A 24,421-nucleotide genomic window follows, 5' to 3' on the forward strand; every position below is an offset into this window, starting at 1 on the left:
ACCCTCGCATCATCAGGCCGCCCGACTTCAGGCTGCTTTCGAATGCACCACGCCTGTCAGTGAGAGCTCAAGCCAGCAACTTCTCCCGCGCGATCTTCTCGCGCCAGACCAGCGGCGCCAGCTGGTGCACATTGGCGCCGCTCGCATCGACCGCGACCGTCACCGGAAAGTCGCTGACCTCGAATTCGTAGATCGCCTCCATGCCCAAATCCTCGAACCCGACGACCCTGCTGCCCTTGATCGCCCGCGCCACCAGATAGGCGGCGCCGCCGACCGCCATCAGATAGGCCGATCTGGCCTCGGCGATCGCGGTGGTCGCGTCGGGGCCGCGCTCGGCCTTGCCGACCATCGCCAGCAATCCCCGGCCCAGCATCATCCGCGTGAACTTGTCCATCCGCGTCGCGGTCGTGGGACCGGCGGGGCCGACCACCTCCTGGCCGACGGGATCGACCGGGCCGACATAATAGATCACCCGGCCCCTGAACGAGACGGGCAGCTCCTCCCCCCTCGCCAGCATGTCGGCGATCCGCTTGTGCGCGGCGTCGCGACCGGTCAGCATCTTGCCGTTGAGCAGCAGCCGGTCGCCCTGCCGCCACGACTGCACGATCTCGGGCGTCAGCGTATCGAGATCGACGCGGATCGCCGCTGCGTCAGGCGTCCAGTCGACCTTGGGCCATTCGTCGAGCTTGGGCGTTTCCAGATAGGCCGGGCCCGACCCGTCGAGCGTGAAATGCGCGTGGCGGGTCGCGGCGCAGTTCGGGATCATCGCCACCGGCTTGCCCGCGGCGTGGCACGGCGCGTCCATGATCTTGACGTCGAGGATGGTCGACAGCCCGCCCAGCCCCTGCGCGCCGATGCCGAGCGCATTGACCTTGTCGTAGATCTCGATGCGCAGCGCCTCGATATCGTTCCTCGGCCCCCGCGCCTTGAGCGGCGCCATGTCGATCGGTTCCATCAGCGCCTGCTTGGCAAGCAGCACGCAATGCTCCGCCGTCCCGCCGATACCGATGCCGAGCATCCCCGGCGGGCACCAGCCGGCGCCCATCTGGGGCAGCATCTCCAGCACCCAGTCGACGATCGAGTCGCTGGGGTTCATCATCTTGAACTTGGACTTGTTCTCCGATCCGCCGCCCTTGGCGGCGACGTCGATCGAGACGCTGGCGCCCGGCACCATCTCGACGTGCAGCACGCACGGCGTGTTGTCCTTCGTGTTGCGCCGGGTGAACGCCGGGTCGGCGAGCACCGACGCGCGCAGCTTGTTCTCCGGGTGCAGATAGGCGCGGCGCACGCCTTCATCGACGACATGCTGCAACGGCCGGCGGGTATCGTCGAGCCGGCAATCCATGCCCCATTTGACGAAGACGTTGACGATGCCGGTATCCTGGCAGATCGGCCGGTGTCCCTCGGCGCACATTCGCGAATTGGTCAGGATCTGCGCGATCGCATCCTTGGCCGCGGGCGACTGCTCAGCCGCATATGCCGTGCCCAGCGCGCGGATATAATCCATCGGGTGGTAATAGCTGATGAACTGCAACGCGTCGGCGACGCTCTCGATCAGGTCGGCGGCACGGATAACGGTCATGGTCGGCTCCTTGGCGGAACGCCCTAATGTCTGATCCACGATCGTGGAAGCGGCACCCCGACGAAAGATCGATGGGATCGGAGGGCGTGAAGCACTTCCTAACCTGTGTCGGCTAATCGCTGCGCATGGCATTTCGACCGCGCCATTTCCTTGTCGAACGGCAACGCGCCGTGGCCCACGCGCTGTCGCTCGATTCGGACAGCACGCCCGAGGGATCGGAAGCGCGGCTCGCGCGGCTGGCGGAGGTCGGGTCGGCGTGGCCGGTGGTGATGTTTGCCCAGTTGATCGCGCCGGCGGTCATGGCCGTGATTGCCGCGGGCAGCGGAAACGCGGCCATGCTGCCGCCGATCGCGCTTCGTGCCGCCCTGATCATCATCGCATCGCTCATCGCGCTGGCTCCCCTCAAGCTCCGCTTTGCGCGGCAATGGACCACCCACGTCCAGATGCGGACGCTGGCCGTCGGCGCAGGCATGCTGGGCATCGGACAGCTCGGCCTGCTCCCGCTGATCGCTCCGCTGCCCGACGGCCAGCCACAATTGTCCTGTTTCATCGCCGTGCTGGGCGCGATCATCATCGCCGCCATCGCGCTCCACCCCGCGCGCGCCGCGATGCTGGCCCATGCCGCCGCGATCGTCGTGATGGTATCGGTCGCAACCGGTCCGTCGGCGCCCGCCGCGATCGCCCTGCTCGCCTTGGCCAGCCTGGCGATCGCCACGATCCGGCTCGCGCGGCACGACATCGCCGAGAATGCGCGCCGCTCCGCCACCAGCGGCGAGGGCCGGCTCGCCGCCCAGCTGGTCCGCGAGGTCGAGGAGCATGGCGACGGCTGGTTCTGGCAGACCGATCGCCAGGGGCGGATCACCTATCTGTCGGACAAGGTCGGGCGCGAACTGGTCCGCATCGGCGCGGATCCGAACGCGGCCAGGCTGACCGACATCTTTCGAATGGATGCGGGCACGCCGGATACCGAGCGCACGCTGGGCTTTCACCTGTCGTCGCGCACCAGCTTCTCCGATTATGCGGTTCGCCCGATCGCCGAGGACGACGGCGAGCGCTGGTGGTCGATCTCGGGCCGCCCGATGCTTGACGAGGTCGGGCGGTTCCAGGGCTTTGTCGGCTCCGGCTCCGACCTGTCGCAGAAACGCCGGTCGGAGGCCGAGATCACGCGGCTCGCGCTGTTCGACGGCCTCACCGGGCTTGCCAATCGCCAGCAGATGCGCGCCTCGCTCGACAAGACACTGGCGCCGCACCAGGGCGGGCATCGCGTCACGTCGCTGATGCTGATCGACCTGGACCGGTTCAAGACGGTCAACGACACGCTGGGGCACCAGACCGGCGACGCGCTCCTCCGGCAGGTCGCGCAAAGGTTGCTGCGCGCGGTCGGCGAGGCTGGGCTGGTCGGGCGGCTCGGCGGCGACGAGTTCCAGATAGTGCTGCCCGGCGAGGGCGATCGGGCGCGGCTCGGCGACCTGGCGCGCCGGATCATCGGTTCGCTGTCGCAACCTTATTTCATCGATGGCTCGTCGATCATCATCGGCTGTTCGATCGGCATCGCCATCGCGCCCCATGACGGCGAGCATGCCGAGACGCTGATCCGCAACGCCGACCTTGCGCTCTATGCCGCCAAGGGCGACGGGCGCGGCATCCACCGCTTCTTCCGCGAGGAACTGCTGGCCGGTGCGAGGACGCGCAAGGCGCTGGAGGACGATTTGCGCCAGGCGCTAACCGGCGACCAGATGTACGTCGCCTACCAGCCGGTGGTATCGACCCAGGGCGCGCGGATCGTCGGGTACGAGGCGCTGCTGCGCTGGGACCATCCGACGCGCGGCGCGATCTCGCCGACCGAGTTCATCCCCATCGCCGAGGAATGCGGGCTGATCGAATCGATTGGCGAATGGGTGCTGCGCACCGCCTGCGACGAGGCGGTGACCTGGCCCCAGAATGTCCGCGTCGCGGTCAACGTGTCGCCGATCCAGTTCGCCAACCCCGCGCTGCCGTCGATCGTGACGTCGGCGCTGGCCGGTTCTGGGCTCGCCGCGACCCGGCTCGAGCTCGAGATCACCGAGGGCGTGTTCCTCAACGAGGACGCGCGGTCCGAACAGATGTTCAAGTCGCTCAAGGGGATCGGCATACGCCTGGCGCTCGACGATTTCGGCACCGGCTATTCCAGCCTCGGCTACCTCAAGAAGGCGCCGTTCGACAAGATCAAGATCGACCAGAGCTTCGTACGCGGCGCCGCCGTTCCGGGCAGCCGCAACGCCGCGATCATCAAGGCGATCGTGACACTGGCCGACACGCTGTACATGGAAACCACCGCGGAGGGCGTCGAGCACCAGGACGAGGTCGAGCTGATCCGCGCGCTCGGCTGCAGCCACATCCAGGGCTATGTCTACGGCAAGGCGGCAAGATCGGACGAGGTCATCCGCCAGCTGCACGCGGCCGGCGGCCACGCCACCGCGCAAGGCTACAAGGTCAGCCGCAGTCAGCGATCGACCATGCTGCGGTCGGCGGCGATCGACGTGGCCGGCGCGCAGGGCGATGTGCGCATCCGCAATATCTCCGCGACCGGCGCGCTGATCGACGGCATCGAATTCCCCCGCGACCCCGCCGGCATCGACGTGCTGATCGAACTGCTGGAGGGTCAGATGTTCCCGGCGACGATCCGCTGGGCCAAGGACGGCAAGGCCGGCGTGGAGTTCAGCGAGAACTTCAACCTGGAGCGGTTGAACGCGCCCGTCCCGGGGAAGTCGATCCGGACGGGGTAGCGCGGCCGGTTGCCGTGTCCATTATCGATGGCCGGCAGATACCGACCCCGTCATCGTCACCCCGGACTCGCTCCGAGGCCCGCTTTCCTGTCCACCCCCACATACATCGTACCGCGATAGCGATCGGCCATGATATAGACCCAGCCGCCCTGCCGCTCGCGCTCCATCCTCCAACGCATGAAAAGAGCGGGACCCCGGGTCAAGCCCGGGGTGACGATCATACGGGTCGGCGATCGCCTTCTACCGCTAACTACCGTCACCCCGGCCCTGAGCCGAGGCCCCGCTTCTTTGATTGGTCAGGGTAGCAAAACCCCAAGCCGAGCCCGGGTGACGACATGAGGGGTGACAACTATATTGGCGTCCGTGCTAAACCGCCGGATATCGCAGCCGGCCGATGAACCGCGTCAGGCTGGGCCGGTGCTCCACCCGCGCCAGGAACTGCGCCTTCGCCTTTTCGAACCGCATCAGCCCGTCGATCCGGCGCGCCAGGAACGCGCGGGTGTCGGCTTGTCCTTCACTGGCGTCGTCGAGGAAGACGGCGATCGTCGCGGCATAGATCGCGCCCAGAGTCGCGCGCTTGGTATAATGGTTATAGTCGGTCGCATTGTCCCCCGCCGCGCGCCACATCGCATCGGCGGCGCGCCAGCCGAGCCGCGCGGCCCGCGCCAGATTAGGCGGCAGCGCCAGGATCGCCAGCGCGCGCCGCAATGCCTCGCGATCCGGCGCCAGCAGCGTCAGCCGCGCCTCGACCAGCGTGGTGATCTTCTCGCGGACCTTCATCGTCGCCAGGCGATCGGCCGGCACCGCCTCCAGCATATCGCGATCGATCGCGGCGAACCATGCATCGATCATCGCCGCCGCATCGGACAGCGCGAGCGCGGCGACGTCGGGGTCGACCCCCGCGCTTCCCGCCGCCAGATCGCGTGCCGTCGCCGTCCAGCCGTCGAACGCCGCATTGGCGGCCACCAACGGCGCCAGCGCGTCGCGTATCTCGTCCAGCGTGGGATCGTCGGAAAGGGTCATGGCCGCGTCTATGCATCCGCCGGGGTGTCGGGAGCAAGCGCATCGCGCCGTGCCTGCCGCACCAGGACCAGCGCCGCCGCCACCAGCAGGGCACCGGCCAGGTCGGCGACCCCCGGGCGCTCGGCATAGGCGATCCACCCGATGGTCGCCGCCACCACCGGCTGGATCAGCAGCGCGATGCCGACCACCACGGGCGGCAATTGCCCGAGCGCGAAGATCATCAGCCCCTGCCCCACCACCTGGCTCGCCAGCGCCAGCGCGACCAGCGGCCACCAACGATCCGGCCATAGCTGCTCGCCGAGCACCACCGCGAACACCAGCAGCGGCAACAGGCTGGCCAGCGTCGACAGCGCCAGCGCCGGCAGCGGCGGCAGGATTTCCCGTGCCCGCGCCATCAGCACGAAATAGCCGGTATAGAGAATGCCGGCGGCCAGGCACAGCAGGTCGCCCGCCAGGTGGCGCGAATCGAGCTGGTACGATCGGCCCATCAGCAGCGCCCCGCCCGCCCCCGCCAGCAACAGCGCCACCGCCTGCATCTGCGACGGCCAGGCGCGCGCGATGAGAAAGCCGTAGACCGGGTAGATGATCGTCGCCGAATTGCCGAACAAGGTGGCATTGGCCAATGTCGTGCGCAGGATGCCTAGGTGCCAGCTGCCCAGGTCGGCGGCAAAACAGATGCCGGCGAAGAAGACGGCGATGCCCAGGCCCAGCCCCGTCATGGGCCCCGTCCCCCGCCCGATGCCGCGCGGCCGCCAACCGCTGGCCAGCGCCAGCGCGGCCAGCACCGGCGCCGCCAGCGCGATCCGCCAGAACGCCGACGCCACTGGCCCGACATCGGCCAGCCGCACGAACCACGGCCCGAACGCCAGCGCGACGTTGCTCGCCAGCAAGGCGGCGAACGCCAGCGGGTGGACAGGCGGGCTTCGTCGCATCGAAGCAGAACTTGGCATCGGGCGCGGGTGCATGGCACGCCATAGCGTCCTATCTGGCGTGCGTCAGGTAACAACGGGACCCGCGCGACGATGACCAGCTTGTTCGATCCCATCCAGCTGGGCGATATCCATGCCGCCAACCGCATCCTGATGGCGCCGCTGACCCGCGGCCGGGCAACCGACGCGCATGTCCCGACCGCGATCATGACCGACTATTACCGCCAGCGCGCCGGCGCCGGGCTGATCATCACCGAGGGCACCGGGGTCAGCCGGCTCGGACTGGGCTGGCCCAACGCGCCGGGGCTGTGGACGGACGAACAGGTCGAAGCGTGGAAGCCGGTGACCGCCGCGGTGCATGAAGCGGGTGGCAGGATCGTCGCGCAGATCTGGCACATGGGCCGGCTCGCGCGGCCCCAGGTGACCGGCCGCCAGTCGCTGTCGTCATCGGCGATCCGCGCGCCCTATCACGAGCCGGCCAATCCCTATGACACGCCGCGCGCCGCGACGCTCGATGATATCGATCAGGCCTATGACGATTATGCATCGGCCGCGCGCAATGCGATCGCCGCCGGGTTCGACGGCGTCCAACTGCACGGCGCCAATGGCTATCTGATCGACCAGTTCCTGCGCGACGGCATCAATCACCGCGAGGACGATTATGGCGGCAGCCCGGAAAACCGCATCCGCTTCATGCGCGAGGCGGTCGCCGCGGTGATCGCCGAAATCGGCGCCGGCCGCACCGCGATCCGCCTGTCGCCCAATGGCGAGACGCAAGGCGCGGACGATAGCGATCCCGCGTCCGTGTTCCTTCCCGCCGCCAGGGCGCTGGACGAACTCGGCATCGCGTTCCTGGAGCTGCGCGAACTGTCACCCGACGGCACCTTCGGGACGACCGACGTGCCCAAGCTGGGCCCGCAAATCCGCGAGGTGTTCAAGCGCCCGCTGATCCTCAACCAGGATTACGATTTCGCGCAGGGCACGGCACAGCTCGCCGCCGGCTTTGCCGACGGCATCGCCTGGGGCCGCAAGTTCCTCGCCAATCCCGACCTCGTCGAACGTTTCCGCCGGGGTGCGCCGCTCAACCCCGACGACCGGCAGACCTGGTACACGCCGGGACCGGAGGGCTATACCGACTATCCGACGCTGGTCGAAGCCGGGTAGCGTGAGGCGTATGGCCTTCCTCTTCGTCATGCCGGCAGCCACAAATGGTTTCGCCACCCGACGCTGTCCTGCAAGGTGACTGTTCCGCACCCGAAAAGCGAGATGGCGATCGGCACCATCAAGAGCATCGAGCGGCAGAGCGGGGTGAAGCTCCGGTAAGGCGTGCCGCGCGGCTGGAATGAACACACGAAGGAATGATCATGGTTACCGTCCACTATCCCGCGATCATCGAGCGCGCCGGCACCATGTTCAGCGTCTTCTTTCCGGACCTGCCGGGCTGCACGTCGGCGGGCGCTACCCTCCAGCAAGAGGCGTTGGGCGCGGAGGAGGCGTTGAACGGGCATCTAGCCGTCTCGATCGAGCATGGCGACACGATCCCTGCCCCATCCGATCTCGATGCGTTCGGACGCGACGCCGAGGTCGACGAGGCCGCCCGCCTCCTCGTCCGCGGTGAACGGCCCGGTCGGGCCGTGTGCGTCCAGGTCTCGATCGACGAGGGCCTGCTTGCCCGGATCGACCGGGTTGCCTCAAACCGGTCGCGCTTTCTGGCCGACGCCGCGCGTACCGCGCTGGCGCGCAGGGGATGAGATCGGTACGCTTGGATACCCCAACGTCGTTCCTTAATCGTCAGGTCGGCAATCTATAACGTCAAAAAATTGCGGTTCCGCATTCGTTCACTTGCCTTTCGCAAATGCGGCTGGAGTCCATGCGTCGCGGTTCGTGGGCGCCTTCCGCATGCCATGAACCGAATCAAATTAGCGACGAACCGAGTCGCCGAACCGTCATTTACCATCTTGCGTGCGCGGGCGGATCGGCACAATCTGTAGGGGTTCGGTTCGGGGGCGAGCCCTACTATTAGTGATAACGGTGCCGTGACCCCATATTGGGGCAAGCACGATCCGCGTCTGGCAGGAGGCGGTGGACCTGTTTTGTTCGTCGCTTTCACCCCCGCGTCGATGGTAGGATCGGGGTTCGCTCCGATTCGGTCGGGCGACGCCGTCGCCGACGGGCAAAATTGAGGTTGGCGATGGATTTCAGGGATATCGAGGACAGCGTGATGATGGCGACCGACAGTATCGAAGCGACCAGGCCGGTCAGGACGGCGGCGGCGGCCAACCAGCCACGCGCCGACAGCCGGTCGATCGCCCGGCCCTATCCGGTTGAGGTCGATCATTCGCGCGACGCGCTGCTCACCGAATTCGGCAAGGACACGCTGAAGGACCGTTACCTGCTGCCCGGCGAGACGTTCCAGGACCTGTTCGTCCGCGTCGCGTCGGCCTATGCCGACGACGCCGCGCATGCCCAGCGGCTCTATGATTATATCAGCCGGCTGTGGTTCATGCCGGCAACGCCGGTGCTGTCGAACGGCGGCACCGGGCGCGGCCTTCCAATCAGCTGCTTCCTCAATTCGGTGCCCGACAGCCTGACCGGCATCGTCGACACCTGGAACGAGAATGTCTGGCTGGCCTCGCGCGGCGGGGGGATCGGCACCTATTGGGGCAATGTCCGCGGCATTGGCGAGCCGGTCGGCCTCAATGGCAAGACCAGCGGCATCATCCCGTTCGTGCGGGTGATGGATTCGCTGACGCTGGCGATCAGCCAGGGTTCGCTGCGGCGCGGATCGGCGGCCTGTTATCTCGACATCAGCCATCCGGAGATCGAGGAGTTCCTCGAAATCCGAAAACCCTCGGGCGACTTCAACCGCAAGGCGCTCAACCTCCACCACGGCGTGCTGATCCCCGACGCGTTCATGGCGGCGGTGCGCGACGGCGGCGCGTGGATATTGCGCAGCCCCAAGGACGGGTCGGAGCGCGGCAGGGTCGATGCCCGCGCGCTGTTCCAGAAGCTGGTCGAGACCCGGCTGGCGACGGGCGAGCCGTACATCATCTTTGCCGACCACGTGAATTCGACGATGCCAAAGCATCACCGCGACCTCGGGCTGAAGGTCTCGACGTCCAATCTGTGCAGCGAGATCACGCTGCCCACGGGCAAGGACCATCTCGGCAACGATCGCACCGCGGTCTGCTGCCTGTCGTCGCTCAACCTGGAAACGTGGGACCAGTGGCAGGGCGCCAGGGGCTTTATCGAGGACGTGATGCGCTTCCTCGACAATGTGCTCCAGGATTTCATCGACCGCGCCGAACCCGGCATGGAGCGCGCCGCTTATTCGGCGATGCGCGAGCGTTCGGTCGGCCTGGGCGTCATGGGCTTTCACTCCTTTCTCCAGGCGCGCGGGCTGGCGTTCGAGGGCGCCCTGGCGAAATCGTGGAACATCAAGATGTTCAAGCACATTCGCGGCCAGGTCGACGAGGCGTCGATGCAGCTGGCGATCGAGCGCGGCCCCTGCCCCGATGCGCATGATCGCGGCGTGATGGAACGCTTCAGTTGCAAGATGGCGATCGCGCCCACCGCGTCGATCAGCATCATCTGCGGCGGGACCAGCGCATGCATCGAGCCGATCCCGGCCAACATCTATACCCACAAGACATTGTCGGGCAGCTTCTCGGTCAGGAACCCCTATCTGGAGAAGATATTCATCGACAAGGCGAAGAATACCGACGCGGTGTGGAATACGATCCTCGAAAAGGCCGGGTCGGTCCAGCATCTCGACTTCCTGACCCAGGAAGAAAAGGACGCGTACAAGACCAGCTTCGAAATCGACCAGCGCTGGCTGATCGAGCTCCAGGCCGACCGCACGCCGTTCATCGACCAGTCGACCAGCCTGAACCTGTTCATTCCCGCCGATGTCGAAAAATGGGACCTGCTGATGCTCCACTTCCGCGCGTGGGAACTGGGCATCAAGTCGCTCTATTACCTCCGCTCGAAGTCGGTCCAGCGCGCGGGCTTCGCCGGCGGGGTAGAGGCCGACAACACGATCGAAAAGCCGAAATACGAGTTTGCCACGACCGATTATGACGAGTGTCTTGCCTGCCAGTGATGCATGCACATATACATGTGCTTGTTGATAGGAAGGTACGTGATGAAGACCGCGCGAATGGTGCTGCTGGTGACTCCGGAGGAAAAGGCGCGCATCGCGACGGAGTCCGCGAAACTGGGCGTCAGCGCCAGCGAGTACATCCGCAAGCTGGTCGGTTTGCTCGATGCCGAAGACGTGCGCGCGGCCGAGGAACTGGCGCTGCTGGCACCGGAATTGACGGCCATGGCTGATCGTCTCGATGCTACCTTTGCCGACTTTTGCGCGCAGGAGAAAGTCCGCGAAGAACGGTGGGCATACCTGGCGTCGCCGGAATATCGGGAGACGATCCGCCGTGAAGTGCGGGCCGATCCGACGATCGATTGGGACCGGATGCGCACGCTGTTCGGCGGCAACCGCGGCGAAGTGGCAGCCGAATGAGCATGATTGGCGATACGTTCGCGGCGGTTCGACGGTTGATGCTGATGGACAGCGACATTGAGCGGATGAAACAGGCCATCGCCGCGCACGACGCAAGGATGCAGGACCATAATGACCGTCTCGTACGGATCGAGACGGTCATGGAGTTCTACCGCCCGGCACCGCCGCCGCCGCGCCTGCGCGGCGCTGAGGGGCGATGATGCGCGGTCCGCTATGCCTCCTCTTCGAACGTCACGGCCACGTCGGCGTTGGCGGAAAGGCGCACGGTGTCGCCTTCGACATCGGCCACCAGCCCCAGCGAGATGAAGTGATGGTGTCCCTCATGGCTTCCCGTGCCCTCGACGACCTCGGCCGCCGAATCCTTCTTGGTCAGCTTGATGCGGCCGCCTTCGACCTTGTCGACGGTGCCGACATGGACGCCGTCCGCGCCGATCACCTCGGCATGTTCCTGGATCTGGGTGGGATCGACCATCGTCATTCTCCTCTCATTGGTTCGGATGCGCAACGCACGAGCCCGGCGTTGGTGGCATGAGCTGGCAGATCGTCGTCATGTTCGCGGTCGCCGCGCTGTTCGTGCTGCTCGGCGCCGGCCTGCTCCTATTGCTCGCCCGCCCGCAGCCGCCCGCGCGTATCTATGTCTATCGTATGGTCGGGATCATGGCGTTGTCGGGCGGTATCGTGCTCGCCATGTCCGCGGTCGCAATGTGGCAGTGGAGCGTTGAGGAATGATCGACGACCTTATCCATGACGTGGAGTTGACCGGCACGACTCTCGTCTCGACCCTCATTACTTTCCCGGAGTAATTCCCATGTCCCTTCTCGAGGCCCGCAAGCAGTACAAGCCGTTTGAATACCCCTGGGCGTTCGAGTTCTGGAAACGCCAGCAGCAGCTCCACTGGCTGCCCGAGGAGGTGCCGCTGGGCGAGGATTGCCGCGACTGGGCGCAGAAGCTGTCGGATCACGAGCGCAACCTGCTGACCCAGATCTTCCGCTTCTTCACCCAGGCCGATGTCGAGGTGCAGGATTGCTATCACGACAAATACGGCCGCGTGTTCAAGCCGACCGAGATCAAGATGATGCTGACCGCGTTCAGCAACATGGAGACGGTCCACATCGCCGCCTACAGCCACCTGCTCGACACGATCGGCATGCCCGAGAGCGAATACGGCATGTTCCTCGAATATGCCGAGATGAAGGACAAGCACGACTATCTTCAGCAATTCGGCGTCGACAACGACCAGGACATTGCGCGCACGCTGGCGATGTTCGGCGGCTTTACCGAAGGGCTCCAGCTGTTCGCCAGCTTCGCGATGCTGATGAACTTCCCGCGTTTCAACAAGATGAAGGGCATGGGCCAGATCGTCAGCTGGTCGGTACGCGACGAGAGCCTGCATTGCGAAGGCATCACGCGGCTGTTCCACACCTTCGTGAAGGAGCGCGACTGCCTGACCAAGCCGGTCAAGGACGACATCCTCGACGTATGCCAGACGACGGTCAGGCTGGAGGACGCGTTCATCGACCTCGCTTTCGAACAGGGTCCGGTCAACGGCATGGCGTCCAGGGAGATCAAGAAATACATCCGCTACATCGCCGACTGGCGGCTGAGCCAATTGGGCCTGCGGCCGATCTATATGATGGACGAACACCCGCTTCCGTGGCTCGCCCCGCTGCTCAACGGCGTCGAACACGCCAATTTCTTTGAAACCCGCGCCACGGAATACTCGAAAGCCGCCACCAAGGGCCAATGGAACGATGTGTGGGAATCGTTCGACAAGCGCCAGAAGGCAAAGGCGGGACGACCCGCGGCGAACGAGGATGCGGGGGCCGAGGCGGCGGGGGACGATATGTTCGCGCGGGCTGGAATTGCCGCGGAGTGAGTGCATTCGAGAATGGTTCGAAAACGCCCCGGCTGGTGATCCCGCTGAAGGGCCGGAAGCGGCTCCAGGCCGGCGGGAACAACGCTGAAGAACCGCCGGCAAGGTCGCGCCCGAGTATGACGGCGCGATCCTCCGCACATGGACAGGCGATACCCCCACCTTTGCAACCTTGTCCCCCACAACCGCGCCGCCGGCCGGCCCCTCAAGGAGCGCTCGCTACATGATGCCCACCAACATTCCCGCGACCAACGGCCATGATTCGTGGAGCACGCCGGGTCCGTCGCGCGCGATCAACGTCACGCTGGCCCGCGCCGACGTCGAGACGCTGTGCACGAAGCACAGGACGCGGATCTCGGGCATTGAGATACTTCCCGGTGGCGGCACGCGGGTGGTGATGATGAACGGCGACGATGCCGCAATAATGCGCCGCGCGTTCGGCAAGTCGGTCATTGCCGGCGTGGTCAAGCGCGAACATTGGCTGCGCGCGCGCTGACGTCCGCGTTAACCCAAAACGCGAAAGCCGGGTTAACTCCGCCGGCATAGCATCGCACCATGCTGCCTTCGCCCAGGATCTTTCGCAGCCGCTGGTCGGCGCTGTTCTGGGCCGGCGGCATCCTGTGGTTCGCCTATGACGTCGCCGACAACGCACCGGTCCGCGCGGGTGCGGCCAACGCCGCCGACGCCGCAGCCGATGCCACTGGGATAGCGGTCGACAATGGCGACCTGGCCGTGCTGGCCAATTCGATGGGCGGCTGAGACGACCGGGATCATCGGATGGTGACGGGGTCCGCCGCCGCCATCGCCATGGCACGACCGGGGGCACGATCGGGGGCCGCTTTCCGCGTCGGCGCCGGTCGCCGGTTGCGCGCGGCATAGGAATCGATCGTGTCGCGGGCGCGATCGGCGGCGGCATTCAGGTCGACCGGCTGTGCCGTAGGAGCCCGGCGCTCGCTGCAACCGGCAACCGGCAGACCGATCGTCAGCAACGCGACAGCGATGACAGTATGACGCAAGATCCTTACCTCGATCAATCGATTCGAAACGGACGAACGATCGCTGGTGCGTCGTGTTCCACGACAACCGTTCAGCAGCCTTGATATTGCCAATTGTGCCGTTTGCCGGCGCGCAGCTGCTCGATGGTCTGCGCGACTCCTGCTCTTGCCCGGCCGCCGCGGCGTCGCCATTCCAGAAGCTCAGCGCGGCATGCGCCTTGAACGCCGACAGATTGGCGAGCGGCCGGCCGCGATAGGAAAGGATGACCTGCCCCAGCGGATCGTCTCCTCGACCTCCGGGCAGGCAGCGTGAAGACGCAGGCGCAAATGGTCGAGGATCGGTTGCGCGAACGGCCGGGCGGCGGCGATATAGGCGTCGATCCTCGCGTCGCGGGTGGCGGCGGTCATGGCGCGGGTCTCCCCTCGGGTGGCGGCGGCATGCTGCTACCGCCACCAAGCGGGGTCAATGCCGCGGTGTAGCTGCCCGGCTGCGTTACCTCAGGGCTTGAGCGCCTCGTCCTCGGCATCGTCCAAATCGTCATCGTCGACCGTGCCCGCGTCGAAATCGTCCTGGGCCTCGTCCTCGTCAATGTCGGCCTCGTCCAGGTCGGCTTCGTCGTCCAGCTCGCCGATCTCGTCATCCTCCATGTCCAGCTCGTCCTCGTCGGCGTCGTCATCATCCGAGATTTCGCCGACATCGGGATTGAGATCGGTCAGGATCGTGCCGTCGCCGGGGCCGCTGCGCATCGTCTCCAATATCTCGGCGCGCTGGCTCTCGTCATAGCCCTCCTCGTCATACCCGTCGTCGCCCGTACCCAGGCCGGGAACCTGATTGCCGCCCATCATCTTTCTCCACGATCTTCTTCAATGCCGCCGCCATGGCGACCGGATATCGCGAACGGTGGAGCAGGGTTGCCGGTTCCCGCGCGACGCGGTGAGCCGTGCGCGGTTACGCCGTACGGAACAATCGCCCGCGCTCCACCCAGGCGGTGATCGCCAGGGCGACCATCGCGGTCAGGGCGAAGCCCACGTGCAGCGGCATCGTCGTGCCGTCGAACGCGCGCCCGATCAGGGTGCCGAAGACAGCCCCCAGCGTTATGGCCAGGAACCCCTGGACGCTGGACGCAGTGCCGGCGATCCGGCCCATATTCTCCATGGCCAGCGTCGACATGTTCGATCCCGCCAGGCTGAAACTGGCCATCGATATGCCCTGCAAGGCAACGAAGACCGGCAACGTCTCGGCGCCCGCCCGCGAGACCGCCGCGGCGATGATCGAGACCGCCAGCATCGCGATCAAGGCGCCATGCGCGATACGCCGCATCCCCAGCAGCATGACGATCCGCGCATTGGCCAGATTGGCGACCGCCATCAGCCCGGCGGAGATCGCGAACACCCCGGCCAGCCATTCGGGCCGCTTGAACACCAGTTCCATGATCGGCTGGATCGACGAGAGATATCCGAAGATCGCCCCCTGCATCGCCGTCGCCGCCAGCGCATAGCCGATCGACAGCCGATCGCCCAGCACCACGCGCCAGCCCGCTCCGATGCGGGAAAACGACAAAGGCTGACGACTATCCGCCACATGGGTTTCCGGCATCCGCCGCGCAAACCAGATCAGCACCGCCAGGGCGATCCCGGCGACCACCACGAAGATCGTCCGCCACGATCCGACCAGCATCACGACCTGGCCCAGCGTCGGCGCCAGGATCGGCACGATCATGAACGTCATGAACGCCAGGCTGTTGACCCTGGCCATCGCCCGGCCCGAAAAGCAGTCGCGTACCAGGGCGACGGTCACCACCCGCGCCGCCGCGCAGGCCAGCCCGCCGGCAAAGCGCGCCGCCAGCAGCAGCGCGAAGCTGTCGGCGACCGCGCACAACAGCATCGCCGCGACAAAGCCGCCCAGCCCGGCGATCATTACCGGCCGCCGTCCGAAACGATCGGTCAGCGGCCCGTGAATCAGCTGGCCGACGCCCAGCCCGACGACGAACGTGGTGATCACCAGCGGCCGGTCACCGACCCGCGCTACGCCCAGGTGGGTGGCGATGTCGCCCAGCGCCGGCAGCATCGAATCGATCCCCAGCGCCGCCAGGGCCATGAGGGCGGCGATCAGCGTCAGGAATTCGAGGAACGGCAAAGGCGACGTATCGGTGCTACGATCGATACTGGCAGCGGGTGCTTGCATCCTTGCTCCATGACGCACCGCAACACGATAGTCACCCGCAATTCCCGTTTGTCACGCCGGAGGTTTGGGCGCAGTAGCGTGAGTTCGCCAATGAGGAGACAATCGATGAGCGTATTTGGAGCGATCAAGGACGCGATCTTCGGATCGGCCAAGCCCACCGCCCCGGCGCCCGCGCCTGCCGCCGCGGCTTCCCCGGCCCCTGCCCCGACGCCCGCGGCGCCGGCCGCCGCGCCGACGGTGATGTCGGAAGACGCGATCTACGCCGTGCTGGCGGATCGTGCCAAGGCGAGCGGCGACACGCTCAACTACAAGACCTCGATTGTCGACTTGATGAAGACGCTGGGCCAGGATTCGAGCCTCGACGCGCGCAAGAAGCTGGCCGGCGAACTTGGCTATACCGGCGACACCAACGACAGCGCGACGATGAACATCTGGCTGCATGAAAAGACCATGCACCGGTTGATGTACGGCAGCTGATCGCAACAGGCCGCCGGCGGGAGCGGATGCGGCAGGCGCCCGACTGGCGGGCACCGCCGCGTTCGCCTATCTCGGGCGTTCGGCCAAACCGGACACGCTCATGCTCGATACTCCCGCTCTCCAGGTGCCGACGCTCAGCCTCGCCGGCGAGGCAGCCGATCCCGCCGCCTTTGCCGCGGCGTTCGGCGGATCGTTCGAACGCTTCGGGTTCGCGGTCATCGCCGATCACGGCATCCCCCCCGCCCTGATCCGGCGCGCCTGGTCGATGACCGAGGCGTTCTTCGTCCTGCCGGTCGACGAGAAGCAGGGTTATTTCGATCCGGCAGCGGGGGGCCAGCGCGGCTATACGCCGTTCAAGACCGAGATCGCCAAGAACGCCAGCCATGTCGACCTGAAGGAATTCTGGCACGTCGGCCGCGCCCTGCCCGCCGGGCATCCGGCCGCCGCGACGATGATGCCCAACGTCTGGCCGGCCCGCCCCGCCGATTTCCGGGAAGCGCTGACCGACCTGTACGATGCGTTCGATCGCACCGGCGGTCGGCTGTTGTCGGCGATCGCGCGCCACCTGAAGCTGTCGCCCGATTATTTCGAGACAATGGTCGATCACGGCAACTCGATCCTGCGCCTGCTCCATTACCCGCCGATCCCCGAGGATGCCGAAGGCGTGCGTGCCGGCGCGCATGAAGACATCAACCTGATCACGCTGCTGCTCGGCGCCGAGGAGGCGGGGCTGGAATTGCTCGACCGTGACGGGCGCTGGCTGGCGATCCGCCCCCCGGAAGGCGCGCTGGTGGTCAATGTCGGCGACATGCTGCAGCGGCTGACCAACCATGTCCTGCCGTCGACCACGCACCGCGTCATCAACCCGCCGCCCGAACGGCGCGGCTTTTCACGCTATTCGATGCCGTTCTTCCTGCATCCCAATCCCGACTTCCTGATCAAGACGCTGCCCGGCTGCATCTCGGCGGGCAATCCCAACCGCTATCCGGTGCCGATCACCGCGCATGATTATTTGCACGAGCGACTGGTCGAGATCGGCCTGGTGAAAAGCTAGGCGCCCTTGCGGCCGAAGGTGGGGCGCGATGGCGTGGCCGGCGGCGACTGGACCTGCCGCGTCGCCAGATAGCGGGCCATGATCGCGTCGGGGTCGAAGCTGTCGTCGCGTTCGGCGGGCAACGGGTCGACTCCGGTCTTTTCCACCAGCGGGGGTTGCTGTCCCGCCAGCCGGTCGCGTGCGCCGATCACCATCGCGCCAAAGCTTTCCGCGGCGGCGCGCCCGCCCTCGATGCGGCGGACCGGCAGGGCCACCCGCAACTGCCCGAGCGACCGCGCCCAGGCGCCGTCGGTCGGCCGCGCCTTGAACGAAAAGATCAGCGATCGCGATGTCGGCACGAAATTGACCGTCGCCGTCATCAGGTGGACGCTTTCGAGATCGCTCACCCGCGCCTCGCGGCCCATTACCCGGATCGTCGCGCCGTCCAGCTCGCCGATCACCTTGGCGGGGGCATATTGGTAGACCAGCCAGGCGGCGACCGCGGCGACCGTCAGCCCGAAGATAAAGGCGGTGCCGGCGCCCCGCCCCGTCGACGCCGCGACGATGCCGGCAACCACCGTGATACCGAAGAATATCGGCGCGGCCCGGGCGCGCCGGCTGTAGAGAAGCTGAGCCATTACCGGCCGTCGATAGCAACCGACGATTAAACCATTTCTAACGCCGCCGCCCGCCGTGCTTGCGGCGATCGGCGCAGTTCCTCTACGTTTATCGGCGATGACCGCTTCCTCCCCTCTCCGCGTCGCGCTGGCCGGGCTCGGCACCGTCGGCGCCGGCGTCGTCAGGCTGCTCGACGCCAATGGCGCACTGGTCGCGCGGCGGGCCGGCCGGCCGGTCGAGATCGTCGCGGTATCCGCGCGCGACCGCGCCAGGGACCGCGGCGTCGATATCGCGCGGTTCGACTGGGTCGACGACATGAACGTGCTCGCCCGCCATCCGCAGGCGGATGTCGTCGTCGAGTTGATCGGCGGCTCGGACGGTCCGGCGCTGACGCTGGCGCGCGCCGCGCTGACCGCGGGCAAGGGGCTGGTCACCGCCAACAAGGCAATGATTGCGCATCATGGGCTGGAGCTTGCCACCCTGGCCGAGGGCGCCAATGCCGCGCTGAAGTTCGAGGCCGCGGTCGCCGGCGGCGTGCCGGTGATCAAGGGCCTGCGCGACGGCGCCGCCGCCAACGAGATCTCTCGCGTCTATGGCATCCTCAACGGCACCTGCAACTTCATCCTGACCAGGATGGAAAGCGATGGCCGCGACTTTGCCGACGTGCTGGCCGAGGCGCAGGCATTGGGCTTTGCCGAAGCCGATCCGGGGTTCGACATCGACGGCATCGACGCCGCGCACAAGCTGTCGATCCTGGCCAGCCTGGCGTTCGGCACGCAACCCGCCTTTGCCGGCGTCGCCATCAGCGGCATCCGCCATGTCCTCGCCGCCGACATCGTCGAGGCCGCGGCACTGGGCTATCGCATCCGCCTGCTCGGCATCGCCGAGGCGGGACATGGCGGGCTGTTCCAGCGCGTCCACCCCCATCTCGTCCCGCTCAGTCATCCGCTGGCGCACGTCGCCGGCGCGACCAATGCGGTGGTGGCGGAGGGAAATTTCGTCGGCCGCCTGCTGTTTCAGGGCGCGGGCGCGGGCGACGGCCCGACCGCCAGCGCGGTGGTCGCCGACCTGATCGACATTGCGCGCGGCGAGTTCGGCCCGGCCTATGCCATGCCCGCCGCCACCCTGGTCGCCGGGGCGATTGCCGACAGCGGCGACCGACGCGGTCGCGCCTATCTGCGCTTCGCCGTCGCCGACAAGGTCGGCGTGCTGGCCGAGATCGCGGCCGCGATGCGCGACGCCGGCGTATCGATCGAAACGTTGATGCAGCGCGGCGCGCACGCCGATAACGGCGTGCTGGTCGTGATGGTCACGCACGAGGGCCCCGAACGGTCAGTAGCGCATGCGCTGGAGAAACTGCGCGGTTCGCCCAGCCTGGTCGACGAGCCATTGTGGATGCATATGCTGGTCTAGCCGGCGCCCGTAGGTGGTCGGGCGTCAGGGCAGCACGGTGCCGGTCGGCGCCGGCGTGTCGATATCGATCGGCACGCGACCGGTTTTGTCGGGTTTCCTGGCGAATGCCCGTTTCGCCAGGTCGACCGCGCCCTTGATCATCGGGATGATCGGCGGCCCGAAACCGACGATGCAGCCTTCCGATCGCACCGCGCATGGAGTCGATTCCACGGCAAGAGCATTGGTGCCGGTGCGGAAGGGATTGGAGGCGACGGGGCCCTTGGCCGGCACCTCGTCAGGATAAGGCAGCCGCTGCGACGGCAGCGACTTTGCGCAAACCACGATGTCGGTGCCGTTTTCGGCCCGCTGGCGGCACGGCGCGTCGGCGACGGGCACCAGGATGGACCAGCGTTGCGCATCGGACGAGGCGGGCGCCGTAACCGGCGCCGCTTGCAGCGCGATCATGATCAGCGGTGACATGATCGAGATTTACGCGATTGAGCGCTACCGGTCGAGGCCGAAACTCGTGCGCAACGTTTCGACCGGGTTCTCGCCCGACCGCCAGATCGTGCGCCGGCCGCTGAGGCAGAATTTATCGCCGACGACGTTGCACTTCCTGCCATTCTCGGCCATCGCCCGGTCCTTCGCGTCGGGTGCGCGATCGACGGTCGAATCGAGCCGGTAACGCGCCTGGGCGCATCGGCGGACGCGGTCGCCGGCGCAATCGCCCTGCTCGGACCTTATCGCCGGGGGCAGGCTGTAGTCCTGCCAGCTGAGCAACATGACAACCGCAACGAGCATCGGAACGTCTCCTGTTCCAATCGCAGAGCTGATGGTTGAACAGGCTGGTGTCCGAATCGATCCATGCCGTGGATGATTGCGGTTAATTTTGTGCCGGCATGATCGGGGTTACGGACAGGCGGCGCAGCTCGATCGCCGGGCATCGATCCATCACCACCAGCAATCCCGCCGCCTCGGCCCGGGCGGCGGCAGCCTCGTTGATCACGCCGAGCTGCATCCACACTGCCTTGGCGCCCGCCGCGATCGCTGCATCGACCGCCTCGCCGGCCATCTGCGGACGGCGAAATATGTCGACGATGTCGATCGGCTCGCCGATCTGCGCCAGGTCGCGAAAGACGTATTCGCCATGGACATGCTCGCCGGTGATCTGCGGGTTGACCGGGATCACGCGATAGCCGTGGTCCTGCATGACCTTCATCACCCGGTAGGACGGCCGGTCGGGCCGGTCGGATGCTCCGACCATCGCCACGGTGCGCGACCGGTTCAGCAGCGCAAATATGTCGTCGTCGCGAGTCAGCGGCATGTCAGTCTCCTCGCGCCAGCCAGTCGGCGACCTTGTCGGCCACAGCGATGAACGCCGCGCCTTCCGGCCCGTTCCCCGCCGCCGGCGGCCGGCCCGCATCGGACGCGGCGCGGATCGCCTGCGCGAGCGGGATGCGCCCGAGGAACGGCAGGTCGAGCGCCGCCGCCGCCGCCTCGGCGCCGCCGCTGCCGAACGGGTCGGACGTCTCGCCGCAATGCGGACAGGCATAGCCGGCCATGTTCTCGACCAGGCCGATCACCGGCACCCCAGCCTTGACGAACAGGTCGATCGCCCGTCGGGCGTCGATCAGCGCCAGATCCTGTGGAGTCGACACGATCACCGCACCAGCCGGGCGATATTTCTGGATCATCGTCAGCTGGACGTCGCCGGTGCCGGGCGGCAGATCGACGATCAGCGTATCGACGCCACCCCAGTCACCCTCGATCAGCTGGCCCAGCGCGCCTGCCGCCATCGGTCCGCGCCACGCAATCGCCTGACCCGGCGCGACCAGCTGACCCATTGACAGGATCGGCACGCCAAAGGGGGCGGCGACCGGAATCATCGTCTTGTCGCGCGCTTCGGGCCGGGTCCCCTCGACACCCATCAGCGTCGGCTGCGACGGGCCGTAAATATCCGCGTCGACCAGCCCGACGCGGCGCCCCCGCCTCAGCAGCGCGATCGCCAGATTGGCGGCGACGGTCGATTTGCCCACCCCGCCCTTGCCGCTCGCCACCGCGATCAGCCGACGCGCGGTGCGCTCGCTGGTCATCGCGACGCGGATCTCCGTGATCCCCGGCCCGGCCGCGGCGGCGCGCACCGCCGCCTCCAAGGCATCCCGCGCCGCGGCGTCCAGCCCCGTCACGTCGAGGATCACGTTGGCGCGCGTCCCGTCCAGCCGCGTCGTCGCGCGCGCTTGCGCTACCGCCGCGATCCGTCTGGCCAGCGCCGTCTCTTCCATCATCCGCGCCAGATAGGGTCGTCCGTGCCGCTTACCACTGTTTTTCCCGCCGCGCCGCCTTATAAAGAGCATCATGACGACCCCGATGGCCTGGTTGCGCCGACTCCCCCTGTTCATGACCGATGGTCCCAAGAGCCCGTGGGGCGGCGGCGGCGGTCCGGACGACAATGACGGCGGCGGCGCCGGTCCGCGCAATCCCTGGTCGCAAACGCCGCCGGGCCGACGCGGCCGCGCGGCCAAGCCCAGCGCGCTCGACGAATTCGTCCGCCGCGCGCGGATCGCCGGGGGCAATGCCGGTTTCGGCGGCGGACGCCTGCCCGGCGGCGGCAATGCTCGCATCCTGTGGGGGATCGGTGTCGCCGTGATCGTGGCCGCCTGGCTGCTGTTCACCAGCTTCCACGCGATCGGCCCGCAGGAGCGCGGCGTGGTGACGGTGTTCGGCCGCTATTCGGGCACGCTGGATCCGGGCATCAGCTTGACGCTGCCGGAGCCGATCACCTCGGTGCGCAAGATCAACGTCACGGGCATCCGCACGATCAAGTTCCCCGACGGCGGCGGCGCCAATCTGGTGCTGACCGGCGACCGCAACCTGGTGGACCTGAGCTATTCGGTCAGCTGGAACATCTCGAACCCGCAAGACTATGCGTTCGAGCTCGCCGATCCCGACGACAGCGTGAAGGCGGTGGCGGAAAGCGCGATCCGCGCGGTGCTGGCGACGACGACGCTCGACGACGCGATCGGTTCGGGCAAGCCGGTGATCGAGGCGCGGGTGATGCAGGCGATGCAGAAGGTGCTCGATGATTACCAGGCGGGGATTCATATCGTCAACGTGGCGCTCAACAACCCCTCGCCGCCCGCGCAGGCAATGGAGGCGTTCAAGGACGTGTCCGCGGCACAGCAGGATTACCAGTCGAAGATCAACAATGCGCGCGGCGAAGCGCAGCAGGTGATCGCAATCGCCCAGGGCGAGGCGGCGGCGTTCGACCGCGTCTATGCCCAGTACAAGCTCGCGCCCGACGTGACGCGCCGGCGGATGTATTACGAAACGATGGAAGCGGTGCTGGCCAAGACGAACAAGACCATCGTCGAACCGCGCAACGTCACGCCCTATCTGCCGATCCCGCCGGGCAGCGCCAAGCCCCTGCCCGACGCGCCGCAGGCGGGGGCACGGTAATGCCGGCCTGGACCCGCCATCCCGTTGCGCTCGGCATCGTCGCGTTGCTGCTCGTCATCGTCGCCGCCAGTACGTTCGCGATCGTGCCCGAGACCAAGCAGGCGGTGATCGTCCGCTTCGAACAGCCGGTCGGCACCGTCAATCGCTGGAAGCCGGGCGAACAGATCGGCCGGTCGAACGCCGGCCTGCTGGCGCGCATTCCGTTCGTGGATCACATCATCTGGATCGACAAGCGCGTGCTCGACATCGATCTCGACAACCAGCCGGTGCTGTCGACCGACCAGATCCGGCTGGAGGTCGATGCCTTTGCGCGCTTTCGCGTGGTCGATCCCCTGCGCATGGTCCAGGCGATCGGCCTGACCTCGGGCAGCGAGACGCGGGTCCGCGACGCGCTGGCGCCGCTGTTCAGTTCCGCCCTGCGCAGCGAGCTGGGCAAGCGCGATTATTCGGCATTGCTCAGTCCCGAGCGCGGCCAGCTGATGGACAATATCCAGATCGGCCTGCAGCGGCTCGCCAACAATTACGGCATCGAGATCATCGACGTGCGCATCAAGCACGCCGATCTGCCCGAGGGTTCGCCGCTCGACAGCGCGCTGGAACGGATGCGCAGCGCACGGGCGCAACAGGCGCTGACGATCCGGTCGCAGGGCCAGCGCGAGGCGCAGATCATCCGGGCCGACGCCGACGCCCAGGCCGCGCAGATCTATGCCGCGGCCTTCAACAAGGATGCCGATTTCTACGATTTCTATCGCGCCATGCAATCCTATCGCCGTACGTTCGGCGCCGACGGCAGCAAGACACCGCCGGCGGGCGAGACCAACCTGATCCTGACCCCTGACAACGCCTATCTGAAGGAGTTCGAAGGGCGTGCCCGATGAGGGTCAGCCGCCGTTCACATTCAATGCCTGTTAAGCCGCCGACAGCCAAGGCGACATGACAATCTCTGATATCCGAGAGGAACGACCGCCCGTGCGCTACGCCTACGCCATCACCACTGCCCTGCTGCTTGGCGGTGCCGCCGCGACGATGGTGGTCCAGCCGTCCGCGACTGCACAGACCGCGCAGAACGAGCCCGGATCGATCGCATCCGCCGCCCCCAAGCCCGGCGCGCCGCTCAGCTTTGCCGACATGGTCGCAAAGCTGCAGCCGGCAGTGGTCAACATTTCCACGACGCAGAAAGTACAGGTTTCGGCCAATCCCTTTGAGGGCACGCCCTTTGGCGGACTGTTCGGCGGGGACAATAATGGCAGTGGGGGCGGTTCGCCCGTCACGCGAGAGGGGCAGTCGCTCGGCTCGGGCTTCATCGTTTCGCCCGACGGCTATGTCGTGACCAATGCCCATGTCATCTCGGCGGGCGCGCGCGGCGCGACCGTCGAATCGATCACCGTCACGCTGACCGACCGCAAGGAATATGTCGCGCGGGTGGTCGGCAAGGACACCGCATCCGACCTGGCGGTGCTGAAGATCGAGGCGAAGAACCTGCCGTTCGTGAAGTTCGGCGATTCGTCGAAGGCGCGGGTCGGCGACTGGGTGATCGCGATCGGCAATCCGTTCGGGCTGGGCGGCACCGTCAC

Annotated in this window: 29 protein-coding genes and 2 pseudogenes; 17 read left to right on the forward strand and 14 right to left on the reverse strand. The window is 66.8% G+C overall.

From position 1 onward, the window contains the following. Positions 1 to 67 precede the first annotated feature (67 nt). Positions 68 to 1,582: a fumarate hydratase gene (locus ACFE7K_RS09530; RefSeq protein ID WP_375397954.1), complete on the reverse strand. Its 1,515-nt coding sequence runs from the start codon at positions 1,580 to 1,582 to the stop codon at positions 68 to 70. A gap of 170 nt (positions 1,583 to 1,752) precedes the next feature. On the opposite strand from ACFE7K_RS09530, the gene ACFE7K_RS09535 reads away from it, so the two are divergent. After that, positions 1,753 to 4,347: a putative bifunctional diguanylate cyclase/phosphodiesterase gene (locus ACFE7K_RS09535; RefSeq protein WP_375397955.1), complete on the forward strand. Its 2,595-nt coding sequence runs from the start codon at positions 1,753 to 1,755 to the stop codon at positions 4,345 to 4,347. A gap of 92 nt (positions 4,348 to 4,439) precedes the next feature. Here ACFE7K_RS09535 and ACFE7K_RS09540 read toward each other — a convergent pair. The 3 genes and pseudogenes from ACFE7K_RS09540 to ACFE7K_RS09550 form a co-directional block, all read right to left on the reverse strand. Continuing rightward, positions 4,440 to 4,514: pseudogene (locus ACFE7K_RS09540) on the reverse strand (GIY-YIG nuclease family protein); the annotation flags it as partial. Positions 4,515 to 4,713: 199 nt separating this feature from the next. After that, positions 4,714 to 5,370, reverse strand: coding sequence for a COQ9 family protein (locus ACFE7K_RS09545; RefSeq protein ID WP_375397956.1), 657 nt, complete (start codon positions 5,368 to 5,370; stop codon positions 4,714 to 4,716). Between the two features lie 8 nt (positions 5,371 to 5,378). After that, the gene (locus ACFE7K_RS09550; RefSeq protein ID WP_375397957.1) at positions 5,379 to 6,302 is read right to left on the reverse strand and encodes a DMT family transporter; all 924 of its coding nucleotides are present in this window, start codon (positions 6,300 to 6,302) and stop codon (positions 5,379 to 5,381) included. Positions 6,303 to 6,392: 90 nt separating this feature from the next. Here ACFE7K_RS09550 and ACFE7K_RS09555 point away from each other — a divergent pair, with 90 nt between their 5' ends. The 6 genes and pseudogenes from ACFE7K_RS09555 to ACFE7K_RS09580 all read left to right on the forward strand — a co-directional run bounded on the left by ACFE7K_RS09555 (position 6,393) and on the right by ACFE7K_RS09580 (position 11,018). Beyond that, on the forward strand, positions 6,393 to 7,463 hold the full coding sequence (locus ACFE7K_RS09555; RefSeq protein ID WP_375397958.1) for an alkene reductase: 1,071 nt from the start codon (positions 6,393 to 6,395) through the stop codon (positions 7,461 to 7,463). 36 nt (positions 7,464 to 7,499) lie between these two features. Then, positions 7,500 to 7,622 (forward strand): annotated as a pseudogene (locus tag ACFE7K_RS09560) (type II toxin-antitoxin system HicA family toxin); the annotation flags it as partial. 41 nt (positions 7,623 to 7,663) lie between these two features. Then, positions 7,664 to 8,050 (forward strand): type II toxin-antitoxin system HicB family antitoxin, encoded by a 387-nt coding sequence (locus ACFE7K_RS09565; protein ID WP_375397959.1) that lies wholly within the window; start codon positions 7,664 to 7,666, stop codon positions 8,048 to 8,050. 440 nt (positions 8,051 to 8,490) lie between these two features. Further along, positions 8,491 to 10,401 carry a ribonucleoside-diphosphate reductase subunit alpha gene (locus tag ACFE7K_RS09570; RefSeq protein ID WP_375397960.1) on the forward strand — a complete coding sequence of 637 codons (1,911 nt, stop codon included), beginning with the start codon at positions 8,491 to 8,493 and terminating at the stop codon, positions 10,399 to 10,401. Between the two features lie 42 nt (positions 10,402 to 10,443). Further along, the gene (locus ACFE7K_RS09575; protein ID WP_375397961.1) at positions 10,444 to 10,818 is read left to right on the forward strand and encodes a hypothetical protein; all 375 of its coding nucleotides are present in this window, start codon (positions 10,444 to 10,446) and stop codon (positions 10,816 to 10,818) included. A gap of 38 nt (positions 10,819 to 10,856) precedes the next feature. Next, positions 10,857 to 11,018, forward strand: coding sequence for a hypothetical protein (locus tag ACFE7K_RS09580; RefSeq protein WP_375397962.1), 162 nt, complete (start codon positions 10,857 to 10,859; stop codon positions 11,016 to 11,018). Positions 11,019 to 11,029: 11 nt separating this feature from the next. Here ACFE7K_RS09580 and ACFE7K_RS09585 read toward each other — a convergent pair whose 3' ends face one another. Next, positions 11,030 to 11,290 carry a DUF2171 domain-containing protein gene (locus ACFE7K_RS09585; protein ID WP_375397983.1) on the reverse strand — a complete coding sequence of 87 codons (261 nt, stop codon included), beginning with the start codon at positions 11,288 to 11,290 and terminating at the stop codon, positions 11,030 to 11,032. A 56-nt stretch (positions 11,291 to 11,346) separates the two neighbouring features. Here ACFE7K_RS09585 and ACFE7K_RS09590 point away from each other — a divergent pair, with 56 nt between their 5' ends. From ACFE7K_RS09590 to ACFE7K_RS09605, 4 genes are all read left to right on the forward strand, one after another. After that, positions 11,347 to 11,547 carry a hypothetical protein gene (locus ACFE7K_RS09590; RefSeq protein WP_375397963.1) on the forward strand — a complete coding sequence of 67 codons (201 nt, stop codon included), beginning with the start codon at positions 11,347 to 11,349 and terminating at the stop codon, positions 11,545 to 11,547. Between the two features lie 79 nt (positions 11,548 to 11,626). Further along, positions 11,627 to 12,694 carry a ribonucleotide-diphosphate reductase subunit beta gene (locus ACFE7K_RS09595; RefSeq protein ID WP_375397964.1) on the forward strand — a complete coding sequence of 356 codons (1,068 nt, stop codon included), beginning with the start codon at positions 11,627 to 11,629 and terminating at the stop codon, positions 12,692 to 12,694. Between the two features lie 220 nt (positions 12,695 to 12,914). Then, a complete protein-coding gene (locus tag ACFE7K_RS09600) occupies positions 12,915 to 13,187 on the forward strand; it encodes a hypothetical protein (protein WP_375397965.1) in 273 nt (90 codons plus the stop codon). Between the two features lie 59 nt (positions 13,188 to 13,246). Next, on the forward strand, positions 13,247 to 13,450 hold the full coding sequence (locus ACFE7K_RS09605; protein WP_375397966.1) for a hypothetical protein: 204 nt from the start codon (positions 13,247 to 13,249) through the stop codon (positions 13,448 to 13,450). Positions 13,451 to 13,461: 11 nt separating this feature from the next. On the opposite strand, the gene ACFE7K_RS09610 is transcribed toward ACFE7K_RS09605, so the two are convergent. The 4 genes from ACFE7K_RS09610 to ACFE7K_RS09625 all read right to left on the reverse strand — a co-directional run bounded on the left by ACFE7K_RS09610 (position 13,462) and on the right by ACFE7K_RS09625 (position 15,871). Further along, positions 13,462 to 13,707, reverse strand: a complete 246-nt coding sequence (locus tag ACFE7K_RS09610) for a hypothetical protein (RefSeq protein ID WP_375397967.1) — start codon at positions 13,705 to 13,707, stop codon at positions 13,462 to 13,464. Positions 13,708 to 13,887: 180 nt separating this feature from the next. Continuing rightward, a complete protein-coding gene (locus tag ACFE7K_RS09615; protein WP_375397968.1) occupies positions 13,888 to 14,094 on the reverse strand; it encodes a hypothetical protein in 207 nt (68 codons plus the stop codon). Positions 14,095 to 14,184: 90 nt separating this feature from the next. Then, on the reverse strand, positions 14,185 to 14,529 hold the full coding sequence (locus tag ACFE7K_RS09620; protein ID WP_375397969.1) for a DNA primase: 345 nt from the start codon (positions 14,527 to 14,529) through the stop codon (positions 14,185 to 14,187). A 106-nt stretch (positions 14,530 to 14,635) separates the two neighbouring features. Continuing rightward, positions 14,636 to 15,871, reverse strand: a complete 1,236-nt coding sequence (locus ACFE7K_RS09625; protein WP_375397970.1) for a multidrug effflux MFS transporter — start codon at positions 15,869 to 15,871, stop codon at positions 14,636 to 14,638. A 105-nt stretch (positions 15,872 to 15,976) separates the two neighbouring features. Here ACFE7K_RS09625 and ACFE7K_RS09630 point away from each other — a divergent pair, with 105 nt between their 5' ends. Next, positions 15,977 to 16,348 carry a DUF3597 domain-containing protein gene (locus tag ACFE7K_RS09630; protein WP_375397971.1) on the forward strand — a complete coding sequence of 124 codons (372 nt, stop codon included), beginning with the start codon at positions 15,977 to 15,979 and terminating at the stop codon, positions 16,346 to 16,348. Positions 16,349 to 16,448: 100 nt separating this feature from the next. Further along, positions 16,449 to 17,402, forward strand: a complete 954-nt coding sequence (locus tag ACFE7K_RS09635; RefSeq protein ID WP_375397972.1) for an isopenicillin N synthase family dioxygenase — start codon at positions 16,449 to 16,451, stop codon at positions 17,400 to 17,402. On the opposite strand, the gene ACFE7K_RS09640 is transcribed toward ACFE7K_RS09635, so the two are convergent. Next, the gene (locus ACFE7K_RS09640) at positions 17,399 to 18,019 is read right to left on the reverse strand and encodes a hypothetical protein (RefSeq protein ID WP_375397973.1); all 621 of its coding nucleotides are present in this window, start codon (positions 18,017 to 18,019) and stop codon (positions 17,399 to 17,401) included. The genes ACFE7K_RS09635 and ACFE7K_RS09640 overlap by 4 nt on opposite strands. A gap of 97 nt (positions 18,020 to 18,116) precedes the next feature. Between ACFE7K_RS09640 and ACFE7K_RS09645 the strand changes: the two genes are divergently transcribed. Next, entirely contained in the window at positions 18,117 to 19,412 is a 1,296-nt protein-coding gene (locus tag ACFE7K_RS09645) for a homoserine dehydrogenase (protein ID WP_375397974.1), read from the forward strand. Positions 19,413 to 19,436: 24 nt separating this feature from the next. Here ACFE7K_RS09645 and ACFE7K_RS09650 read toward each other — a convergent pair whose 3' ends face one another. From ACFE7K_RS09650 to ACFE7K_RS09665, 4 genes are all read right to left on the reverse strand, one after another. Beyond that, positions 19,437 to 19,871 (reverse strand): hypothetical protein, encoded by a 435-nt coding sequence (locus ACFE7K_RS09650; RefSeq protein ID WP_375397975.1) that lies wholly within the window; start codon positions 19,869 to 19,871, stop codon positions 19,437 to 19,439. A gap of 24 nt (positions 19,872 to 19,895) precedes the next feature. Continuing rightward, on the reverse strand, positions 19,896 to 20,192 hold the full coding sequence (locus ACFE7K_RS09655; RefSeq protein ID WP_375397976.1) for a hypothetical protein: 297 nt from the start codon (positions 20,190 to 20,192) through the stop codon (positions 19,896 to 19,898). Between the two features lie 82 nt (positions 20,193 to 20,274). After that, entirely contained in the window at positions 20,275 to 20,715 is a 441-nt protein-coding gene (locus ACFE7K_RS09660; protein ID WP_375397977.1) for a CoA-binding protein, read from the reverse strand. 1 nt (position 20,716) lies between these two features. After that, the gene (locus tag ACFE7K_RS09665; RefSeq protein WP_375397978.1) at positions 20,717 to 21,676 is read right to left on the reverse strand and encodes an Mrp/NBP35 family ATP-binding protein; all 960 of its coding nucleotides are present in this window, start codon (positions 21,674 to 21,676) and stop codon (positions 20,717 to 20,719) included. Positions 21,677 to 21,746: 70 nt separating this feature from the next. Here ACFE7K_RS09665 and hflK point away from each other — a divergent pair, with 70 nt between their 5' ends. The 3 genes from hflK to ACFE7K_RS09680 all read left to right on the forward strand — a co-directional run. Continuing rightward, the gene (gene hflK / locus ACFE7K_RS09670; RefSeq protein ID WP_375397979.1) at positions 21,747 to 22,847 is read left to right on the forward strand and encodes a protease modulator HflK; all 1,101 of its coding nucleotides are present in this window, start codon (positions 21,747 to 21,749) and stop codon (positions 22,845 to 22,847) included. Further along, positions 22,847 to 23,725 carry a protease modulator HflC gene (hflC, locus tag ACFE7K_RS09675; protein ID WP_375397980.1) on the forward strand — a complete coding sequence of 293 codons (879 nt, stop codon included), beginning with the start codon at positions 22,847 to 22,849 and terminating at the stop codon, positions 23,723 to 23,725. Before hflK ends, hflC begins: the two co-directional genes overlap by 1 nt. A 91-nt stretch (positions 23,726 to 23,816) precedes the next feature. After that, the coding region (locus ACFE7K_RS09680; protein ID WP_375397981.1) for a trypsin-like peptidase domain-containing protein at positions 23,817 to 24,421 on the forward strand (605 nt) is incomplete at its 3' end.

It is taken from the genome of uncultured Sphingomonas sp. (genome assembly GCF_964244265.1).
GTDB lineage: Bacteria > Pseudomonadota > Alphaproteobacteria > Sphingomonadales > Sphingomonadaceae > Sphingomonas.

Excerpts from the sequence above, each read along its gene's own strand:
- ACFE7K_RS09530 (WP_375397954.1), bottom strand. The coding sequence starts at position 1,582 with ATGACCGTTATCCGTGCCGCCGACCTGATCGAGAGCGTCGCCGACGCG.
- ACFE7K_RS09545 (WP_375397956.1), bottom strand. The coding sequence starts at position 5,370 with ATGACCCTTTCCGACGATCCCACGCTGGACGAGATACGCGACGCGCTG.
- ACFE7K_RS09550 (WP_375397957.1), bottom strand. The coding sequence starts at position 6,302 with ATGCGACGAAGCCCGCCTGTCCACCCGCTGGCGTTCGCCGCCTTGCTG.
- ACFE7K_RS09555 (WP_375397958.1), top strand. The coding sequence starts at position 6,393 with ATGACCAGCTTGTTCGATCCCATCCAGCTGGGCGATATCCATGCCGCC.
- ACFE7K_RS09565 (WP_375397959.1), top strand. The coding sequence starts at position 7,664 with ATGGTTACCGTCCACTATCCCGCGATCATCGAGCGCGCCGGCACCATG.
- ACFE7K_RS09570 (WP_375397960.1), top strand. The coding sequence starts at position 8,491 with ATGGATTTCAGGGATATCGAGGACAGCGTGATGATGGCGACCGACAGT.
- ACFE7K_RS09575 (WP_375397961.1), top strand. The coding sequence starts at position 10,444 with ATGAAGACCGCGCGAATGGTGCTGCTGGTGACTCCGGAGGAAAAGGCG.
- ACFE7K_RS09580 (WP_375397962.1), top strand. The coding sequence starts at position 10,857 with ATGCTGATGGACAGCGACATTGAGCGGATGAAACAGGCCATCGCCGCG.
- ACFE7K_RS09585 (WP_375397983.1), bottom strand. The coding sequence starts at position 11,290 with ATGGTCGATCCCACCCAGATCCAGGAACATGCCGAGGTGATCGGCGCG.
- ACFE7K_RS09590 (WP_375397963.1), top strand. The coding sequence starts at position 11,347 with ATGAGCTGGCAGATCGTCGTCATGTTCGCGGTCGCCGCGCTGTTCGTG.
- ACFE7K_RS09595 (WP_375397964.1), top strand. The coding sequence starts at position 11,627 with ATGTCCCTTCTCGAGGCCCGCAAGCAGTACAAGCCGTTTGAATACCCC.
- ACFE7K_RS09600 (WP_375397965.1), top strand. The coding sequence starts at position 12,915 with ATGATGCCCACCAACATTCCCGCGACCAACGGCCATGATTCGTGGAGC.
- ACFE7K_RS09605 (WP_375397966.1), top strand. The coding sequence starts at position 13,247 with ATGCTGCCTTCGCCCAGGATCTTTCGCAGCCGCTGGTCGGCGCTGTTC.
- ACFE7K_RS09615 (WP_375397968.1), bottom strand. The coding sequence starts at position 14,094 with ATGACCGCCGCCACCCGCGACGCGAGGATCGACGCCTATATCGCCGCC.
- ACFE7K_RS09620 (WP_375397969.1), bottom strand. The coding sequence starts at position 14,529 with ATGGGCGGCAATCAGGTTCCCGGCCTGGGTACGGGCGACGACGGGTAT.
- ACFE7K_RS09625 (WP_375397970.1), bottom strand. The coding sequence starts at position 15,871 with ATGCAAGCACCCGCTGCCAGTATCGATCGTAGCACCGATACGTCGCCT.
- ACFE7K_RS09630 (WP_375397971.1), top strand. The coding sequence starts at position 15,977 with ATGAGCGTATTTGGAGCGATCAAGGACGCGATCTTCGGATCGGCCAAG.
- ACFE7K_RS09635 (WP_375397972.1), top strand. The coding sequence starts at position 16,449 with ATGCTCGATACTCCCGCTCTCCAGGTGCCGACGCTCAGCCTCGCCGGC.
- ACFE7K_RS09640 (WP_375397973.1), bottom strand. The coding sequence starts at position 18,019 with ATGGCTCAGCTTCTCTACAGCCGGCGCGCCCGGGCCGCGCCGATATTC.
- ACFE7K_RS09645 (WP_375397974.1), top strand. The coding sequence starts at position 18,117 with ATGACCGCTTCCTCCCCTCTCCGCGTCGCGCTGGCCGGGCTCGGCACC.
- ACFE7K_RS09650 (WP_375397975.1), bottom strand. The coding sequence starts at position 19,871 with ATGTCACCGCTGATCATGATCGCGCTGCAAGCGGCGCCGGTTACGGCG.
- ACFE7K_RS09655 (WP_375397976.1), bottom strand. The coding sequence starts at position 20,192 with ATGCTCGTTGCGGTTGTCATGTTGCTCAGCTGGCAGGACTACAGCCTG.
- ACFE7K_RS09660 (WP_375397977.1), bottom strand. The coding sequence starts at position 20,715 with ATGCCGCTGACTCGCGACGACGACATATTTGCGCTGCTGAACCGGTCG.
- ACFE7K_RS09665 (WP_375397978.1), bottom strand. The coding sequence starts at position 21,676 with ATGATGGAAGAGACGGCGCTGGCCAGACGGATCGCGGCGGTAGCGCAA.
- hflK (WP_375397979.1), top strand. The coding sequence starts at position 21,747 with ATGACGACCCCGATGGCCTGGTTGCGCCGACTCCCCCTGTTCATGACC.
- hflC (WP_375397980.1), top strand. The coding sequence starts at position 22,847 with ATGCCGGCCTGGACCCGCCATCCCGTTGCGCTCGGCATCGTCGCGTTG.